This is a genomic window from Thauera sp. ZXT1-4 (genome assembly GCF_052598215.2).
Genome location: NZ_JBQWSN020000031.1, coordinates 22,119 through 29,247 on the forward strand (window position 1 = coordinate 22,119; position 7,129 = coordinate 29,247).

A 7,129-nucleotide genomic window follows, 5' to 3' on the forward strand; every position below is an offset into this window, starting at 1 on the left:
GTAGGTGGCACAGAAGCATTCTGTCTGTTTATATAAACGTCGTCAAATCGCTGCATCAATTTCAATACAACGGAGAACTCAAGGTAATCCGACTGGCTTGTACGTCTGCGCCAGAATCTCGTCTGCCAAGGCTTCGCAGGCCTCCGGGGTCTTGAAGTCGGAAGCGCGTGCCCGCAACCGCAGCACATAGGCTGCCCGCTCAAGTGCAATTGCTTCTCGTAGTGCCGTCTCGACCTCGCCGGCGCAATCACACTCCCTGGAAACGCCGTCGCATGCCTCGGTCAGTGCTTTGCGAATCACTTCCACCTGAGAACGGCCGTAGCCTGAAGCGATGAGCCGATCGAGCCCCTCGGCAAGCTCGGACCCAAGGTCCACCACCACGCGGCGTCCTTTGCTGCTCTTGAGTCGCTCGAGGTACGTCTTCTGACGCTGAGTCGTCAGGTTTGAGAAGTGCCTGTCTTCTTTCGCGCTCATCAACCATCAACCCCAGATCGAGGGATGTACTCAACGAATTCCCACTGCGAGCGCGACGGATCGACCTCGCTGCAACGCGCCATGTAGAGCGGCCGCCATCGATGCGCTGGCTCGAAAGTCGAGTCGGACTGATCGCTGACCGTCATGCAGAGGCCAGATCCAGCAAGCTCCACTCCCCCGTCCGGATGGAATGTGAAACGCAGCAGATTTTCCGCTTCCATAAAGGGGCTTCGCTCGCCGCACTGACGCGGAACCAACGCAGCGCCCGGCAGCGCCCGACCGTTAATCCCAGCCACCGTGGCGCAAGCGCCGTAAGCCGGAAACTTGATCTTGCTTCCCTCGATGATGACGGCCTCGTCCTGGTACAACTGCGGGCCCTTGCAGTTATGCGCAGTGAGCGGCATGTCGAACCGGATGTACCGCCCGGACCCCACCACGTCGAGACAGTAGCCATCGACCGGGCGATCGAGACTGTTTTTCAGTTTGAAATGGCCGGGAGCCTGCGTATTGGACAGCGCAACCAAGGGGACGAAACACGCTGAAAGAACAGCCGCCCGAGCGACGGTGCTGAAGCGAAAATCTCGCATTCAATTCATCCTGAATAACAATGATTCCAATAGTTTATATAAACGGCGAATTTTTGCATCCAAGGTGAACGAAAAAGGCCAGCGCATTCCCCAAAGGAAATGGCTGGCCTGCTTGTGTCATGGATCAAAGATCAAATCATGTACGCCTTTCCTCGGCATACGCATCCCGGTAGAGACGATCGGCAACCTGTCGATCCTCACCCTGTTCGAGCGCCTTCGCAGCCCGGAAGTGTCGAGCATGAAACTCAGCACGCGCTTCATCACGCTGATTCCTGGCCTTAGCAGCCTGTCGCCCAAGGTCCATGTAGAACTCACGACTGTTCAGCATGGCGAGCACTCCATCTCGGAATGCGATGGCCAAAACACCTCCATGAAAACCACGTCACGCTGTCGCCAAAGTGCGGCAGCTGCTCGCTTGACATCATCGAGGACATGATGTGCTTCGGGCAAAAGCAGAAAGCTCATTCCTGCCCTGCCTGCAAGCTCCTCGTGATATGGGACGCCCTCCACGATCATGCCAAAGCGCTTGTTTCGCTCTCGAACGAAGGCCAGTCGAACCTGTTGTTGCTCGGCTGTTTCGAGATCCGATTTTCGATGTTGCCGGATACGGGGTCGCATAGATCAAACCTCCCCGTTCTTGGTTTCAACCAGGGTAGCCAGCTTTTCTGCGACCTTGCCTGCAAACACCGGCACCTGACCCACAAAGACCGAGTAAGGCCGGACATCTGCCAGACGATCCGCCACGATCGACTCAAACATCCCCTGATCTTCACGCCAAAGCTCGAGGTAGCTCTGCCCGTAGGTCGCAAGCTTGCTGGCCACCTCGGTAGCCAGGGTGTCGCGCTGGATGTCGTCGGCCAGCACAACCAGCTCGAAAGCACGAATCTCGCTTTCAGTCAGAGGGCGGTCATAAACGATGACACCGTGGCGCGTGAATCGCTCGGCGCCGGGTTCACCGTTTTCCCGAACCTCAAACAAACCGGGCGGCACAGCACCAATGCTGGCCGGCCGGAACTGCAAACCGTATGCGTATTCCATGATCTACATCTCCTTTTGTGAGTTGGAACTGCACAAAAGGGATGCAATGACGAGCCAGTGAAAACGGGCGACAAGCAGAAAAGGTATATTGGAACGCAGAAAACCCGCCAGCCAAGCACCCAGGCGGCGCAATAGCGAGGCAACAATGCAAAAGGAGGCACAAATGGCCGAAATCATCGTAGACAGCCGAGAAGGTCGTAGCGGCTTGGCCAAAAGGCTGGAAGCTGCTGGGGCGCGGATCACGATCAAGGAGCTTGAGAGCGGGGATTATGTGATCGCTGAAGGCGTTGGCGTCGAGCGGAAAGCTGCCGGCGACTTCGTATCCTCCATTCTGGACGGCAGACTCATGCCTCAGATCGAGCTGCTCAGCGTGTCCTATGAGCGTCCGTTTTTCATGATCGAGGGCGACATCTTCAACACGCGATCGGAGATCCGTGAGGAAGCGCTATTGGGCGCACTGAGCTACATCTCACTGCTCAAGAGAATCCCGATCCTCTACACGTCAAACGTGGCGCAGACCGCCCAACTGCTCCTCACGATGCACCGGCACGCAACAGAGGGACTCGGTTACCTCGTTCCGATGCGAGGCGGCAAACCCAAGGATCGGTCGTCGCAGGCGCAGTTCCTCGTCGAAGGACTGCCCGGCGTCGGACCCAGCTCTGCTATCAAGCTGCTCGAGCATTTTGGTACGCCCAAGTCCGTTTTCCTGGCCTGCGAGACGGATCTCAGGAAAGTGCCAGGGATTGGGCCAAAGACCGTTGCAACGATCCGAGAGGTGCTCGAGTACGAAGGCAAGCCCTGATCATCAGCCCTCGCGCTGCGCGAGCTCGACCGCCAGGGCAACCTGGCGCTTCCCGACCTCCGACCACGGCTCGCCTGCCGGAGTCTTGCGGTTCCACGCTAGGCCGCTCGTGTGGGGCATCGGGACCGCAAGCAGCCCGCGTTGTGCTGCCAGCGAGCGAAGCGCTGGATGGCACATAGCCGGATCGACCCAAGTACCTCCGGGCGACCGCGACATCTCAATGCGTCGTGCAAGCGAGCCTGTCCCAACGATGTGCGCAGCAGCTGTGCCCCCAACCAACAGCAGCACCCGCGGCCGCGTTTGCTCGATGAACTCTGCCAGATACGGCATACATGCATCGACTTCCGCTCTCGTCGGCTTTCGGTTCTCAGGCGGCCGACAGCGGCAGATGTTCGCTCGCCCGTAGCCCTCGCGTCCGATGCCATGCTCGGCAAGCAACCGATCGAGCGTCTTGCCTGCCTGCCCTGCGAACCCAACGCCCATTTCATCTTCTTTCTCACCTGGCGCCTCCCCAATCGCCAGTAGGCCACCCACTGTGGCTGCTGTCGGCATGACGATCTGGTTTCTAGATGCACAAAGTGCTGGGCAACGGATGCATTCATTGACATCCTCCCCGGCCAGGCCGGAGATTCCTACGGCGCTCAGGCGCGGCATTGAACCGCCCCTGAGTCGCTTCGGTGGGTTCCTGCTGCTGGCGACCCTGCTGCATCGCTCACTTCACAGGCGAACCGGGCGTGCCCCGCCCTTAGAATATTGATCGCGCCGACCAGATCGGCGTTTTCCTCGAAACCGCATTCGACGCACAAGAATTGCGCCTGCGTCTGCCGGTTGTCCGCCGACACATGGCCGCAGCGCGGACACGTCCGGCTCGTGTTCCGTGGCGGCACGGCAACCAGCCAACCGCCTTTCCACGCCAACTTGTAGTCCAGTTGGCGACGGAACTCGAACCAACCTTGGTCGAGGATGGACTTGTTCAGGCCGGACTTGGCCCGAACATTCTTGCCCGGCCGCTCGGTTGTGCCTGCCGCCGACTTGGACATGTTCCGTACCTGCAAGTCCTCGATACACGCCATCGCGTGGTTTTGGCTGATCGTGGTCGAGGTCTTGTGCAGGTAGTCGCGGCGGGCGTTGCCGATGCGGGTGTGAATACGCTGGACGCGGGCCTTGGCCCTTTTCCAGTTGCTGCTGAACTTCGTCTTGCGGCTCATCGCCTGCTGCGCCTTGCGCAAAGCAGTCTCATGCCGTTTGAAGCTGTTGAGCGGGGCGTAGAACGTGCCGTCCGAGAGCGTGGCAAATCGCGCCACGCCCATGTCGATACCGACCGCCCCGCCCTGCGCGATGGGCTGCTCAAGCTCGCGCTCTGTCTGGATGCTCACGAACCACTTGCCACACGACTGGCTGACGGTGATGTTTTTCACCGTACCCAACACCTCGCGGCTGTTGCGGTAACGCAGCCAGCCGAGCTTGGGCAGAAACAGGCGATTGTTGGCCTGATCGAGCTTGATCTGTTTCGGGTCTGGGTAGCGGAAGCTGTCCGACCGGCCTTTCTTCTTGAAACGCGGAAAGTCGGCCCGCTTGGCGAAGAAGTTGCTGTAGGCCCGCTCCAAGTCCTTGAGCGTCTGTTGCAGCGGATGCACCGGCGCATCAGAGAGCCACGCCGTATCCGCACCGTTACGCCATTCGGTGAGCAGCTTGCACAGCCCGGCGTAGCCGAGCTTCTTTTTGCCTTGCTCGTAGCGCTCCTTTTGCAACGCCAGTGCCTTGTTGAACACGAACCGGCATGACCCGGCGAAGCGGCACATTTGCCGCTCTTGCTGCCCGTCTGGCATCAGTTCGTATTTGTAGGCTTGAAGTCGTTGCATGATGAATTAACGTACAGCCACTCGATCCGTTGACACCCCAAGGACGGCTACGCCGTCCGCGCTATCCTTCCCCGCCCTGAACGGCGAGCTTGTCGCGCACCGGGGTCACAGGAATCTCTGATATACGCGAGTCGAGCCAAAAACAAGCCCTGTTTCCACAGGGAATGCTCACTTGCAGCCCTTTTGAGGGCAGACACGTTTCTTCAACCCCTGTTTTAACAGGGAAGACACCTCGATACCGGCGCTCGTAGGCGTCGTCTTTCTACTACCCCTGAGCATCCAGGGTGCACCACCTCATTGAACGGGTCTTGGGTTATTCTTTACTCATTCCGAGGTTCAGTAGTTTAATGATAGCAACCGATGCCCATGAATCCCAAGATTAGGGAGCCAAGGAGAAAGCCCCTAGATGATGGAAAAACAGCTCACGGCGAAAGAGGTTGCAGCCGCTCTAAAAATCAGTCTACGAACACTTGAAGTCCGAATCCGCTCCGGAAATGCACCACGATTCTACTTCGTAGGCAATCTTAGACGTTGGGAGCCTAAGATCCTTCAAGCCTGGATCGAAGAACAATACGGAAATGCCTCCCCCCCTCCAAGGCGCAGGTCTAAATCCTCCAACACGCAGAGCCTACCTCCGGCCGAAATCGAAAAGTGAGAGGCGTTCAGCCCTGCACCCATTCCTTCGGCGGCAACCAATTCTCCAACCATGGAAGAAACTCAGACGCGGGCATCGGCCGGGCAATACCGAAGCCTTGCGCAAAGTCGCACCCAAGCTCCATCAAGCATCGATAGTGCTCGAGGGTCTCAACGCCCTCAGCAACGACCTCGCGGTTGAACGCTCGCGACAGACCGATCACCCCTTCCACGATAACCCGATCCTCCTCCTCATTCAGCATGTCACGGACGAAGGACCGATCGATCTTCAAGACGTCGGCCGGCAGATGCTTTAGGTAGCGCAAGGACGCGTAACCGGTACCGAAGTCATCCAACGCAAAACGAATACCTTCTGCCTTCCCACTGCTGATAATCTCGGAAATGTGCTCGATGTCGTCAAGCGCGACGGTTTCGAGCACCTCAATCTCAAGACGAGAACGGTTGATTTCGGGATGAGCGGCCAGCAGTTTCGCCAGCGTGTTCATGAAGCCATGAGTCTGCAAGCTGAGCCCGCAAACATTCACACTGATACTGAGATCGAGCCCGAGTACGTGCCACGCCATCAACTGCGTGACCGCCTCACTGAGGACCCACTGGTCAATCTTCTGACTGACAACATGGTTCTGGATCTGAGGCAGGAAGTCACTCGGCGGCAACAGGCCGCGATCGGGGTCTTGCCACCGGATCAGAGCTTCGACGCCAATGACGCGACCGCTCCGAAGATCGACCTTTGGCTGGTAGAAAAGCATAAATTCGCGTTCGGAAAGCGCCTGTTCGATGCGCTCCACCAGTTCTCTCTGAACTCGAACCTCTACCTCGAACTCCGTGTCGTAAACATGAAAGCGGTTCTTTCCGGCCTCCTTCGCCTGATACATGGCATGATCGGCGTGGCGCAGCAGGGTATCAGGGTCCGCTTCGTCGCAGGGAAACAACGTAACGCCAATGCTCCCCGTGGCAGAGAGATGATGCCCATTCAGTTGAATCGGCTCTGCCAGCTTGGCTAGCAAGCGTTCGAAGGTGTGATGGCACTCCTCGGGCTTTCGCAAGCCCTGCACCAAGATCACGAATTCATCGCCACCTAACCGAGCGACAGTATCGTCACCCCGCACCACACTTTTGATACGTTTCGCGATCTCTTGTAGGAACTGATCGCCTACCTCATGGCCGAACTGATCGTTCACCGGCTTGAACCCATCCAGATCCAGATAGCCGAGGGCGAACAGCGTCGACTCGCGCCGACTGCGCGCAATCGCCATGCGCATGTGATCCGCGAGGAGGGTGCGATTTGCCAGGCCTGTCAGCGGGTCGAAGTAAGCTAGTAATTCCAACCTTTTTTCGTTGTTCTTGATCTGGCTGAGATCCATGAACACCGAGATATAGTGCGAAACCTCACTCTCTTCGTCCCGCACTGCCGAAATATTGAGCCACTGCGGGTAAATTTCTCCGTCTTTTCTCCGATTCCATATCTCCCCACACCAATTTGAAGCTTTGTGCTTATTCCGATCGTTCGTGACCACTCAGTCCAGTTCGACGTGATCACCTGTTCCGATTCGTCCTGATCAGTCGTCCCGGTGCTCGTGAGCACCAGGACGACACCGTGACAACCAAGCTGACGTCACGCTCACCGGTCCGGCGACATGATCACCCGGTGGGCATCCAATGCCGTTTAGTTAGGCCACCGGCTTGTACGCGACCGGATAGCCGCGGCGCAG

9 protein-coding genes are annotated in these 7,129 nt (G+C 57.9%); 3 read left to right on the top strand and 6 right to left on the bottom strand.

Translation table 11 applies throughout. The annotated features are described in order from the left end of the window. Positions 1–78: 78 nt before the first annotated feature. On the bottom strand, positions 79–474 hold the full coding sequence (locus ACUH78_RS16560; protein ID WP_445334056.1) for a hypothetical protein: 396 nt from the start codon (positions 472–474) through the stop codon (positions 79–81). Beyond that, on the bottom strand, positions 474–1,061 hold the full coding sequence (locus ACUH78_RS16565; RefSeq protein ID WP_445334057.1) for a DNA-directed RNA polymerase subunit beta family protein: 588 nt from the start codon (positions 1,059–1,061) through the stop codon (positions 474–476). The genes ACUH78_RS16560 and ACUH78_RS16565 overlap by 1 nt, the downstream gene beginning before the upstream one ends. Between ACUH78_RS16565 and ACUH78_RS16570 the strand changes: the two genes are divergently transcribed. Next, positions 1,039–1,497, top strand: coding sequence for a hypothetical protein (locus tag ACUH78_RS16570; RefSeq protein WP_445334058.1), 459 nt, complete (start codon positions 1,039–1,041; stop codon positions 1,495–1,497). The genes ACUH78_RS16565 and ACUH78_RS16570 overlap by 23 nt on opposite strands. Before the next feature lie 185 nt (positions 1,498–1,682). Here ACUH78_RS16570 and ACUH78_RS16575 read toward each other — a convergent pair whose 3' ends face one another. Further along, positions 1,683–2,099 (bottom strand): defense against restriction DarA-related protein, encoded by a 417-nt coding sequence (locus ACUH78_RS16575; RefSeq protein WP_041647873.1) that lies wholly within the window; start codon positions 2,097–2,099, stop codon positions 1,683–1,685. Positions 2,100–2,262: 163 nt separating this feature from the next. On the opposite strand from ACUH78_RS16575, the gene ACUH78_RS16580 reads away from it, so the two are divergent. Then, entirely contained in the window at positions 2,263–2,901 is a 639-nt protein-coding gene (locus tag ACUH78_RS16580) for an ERCC4 domain-containing protein (protein ID WP_445334059.1), read from the top strand. A gap of 3 nt (positions 2,902–2,904) precedes the next feature. Here the strand turns inward: ACUH78_RS16580 and ACUH78_RS16585 are convergent, their stop codons facing one another. After that, positions 2,905–3,555 (bottom strand): uracil-DNA glycosylase, encoded by a 651-nt coding sequence (locus ACUH78_RS16585; RefSeq protein WP_445334060.1) that lies wholly within the window; start codon positions 3,553–3,555, stop codon positions 2,905–2,907. Then, positions 3,543–4,763, bottom strand: a complete 1,221-nt coding sequence (locus tag ACUH78_RS16590; RefSeq protein ID WP_445334061.1) for an RNA-guided endonuclease InsQ/TnpB family protein — start codon at positions 4,761–4,763, stop codon at positions 3,543–3,545. The genes ACUH78_RS16585 and ACUH78_RS16590 overlap by 13 nt, the downstream gene beginning before the upstream one ends. A 409-nt stretch (positions 4,764–5,172) precedes the next feature. Between ACUH78_RS16590 and ACUH78_RS16595 the strand changes: the two genes are divergently transcribed. Continuing rightward, entirely contained in the window at positions 5,173–5,418 is a 246-nt protein-coding gene (locus ACUH78_RS16595) for a helix-turn-helix transcriptional regulator (RefSeq protein WP_445334064.1), read from the top strand. 7 nt (positions 5,419–5,425) lie between these two features. Here ACUH78_RS16595 and ACUH78_RS16600 read toward each other — a convergent pair whose 3' ends face one another. Next, positions 5,426–6,934 (bottom strand): putative bifunctional diguanylate cyclase/phosphodiesterase, encoded by a 1,509-nt coding sequence (locus ACUH78_RS16600; RefSeq protein WP_445334062.1) that lies wholly within the window; start codon positions 6,932–6,934, stop codon positions 5,426–5,428. Positions 6,935–7,129: the final 195 nt, after the last annotated feature.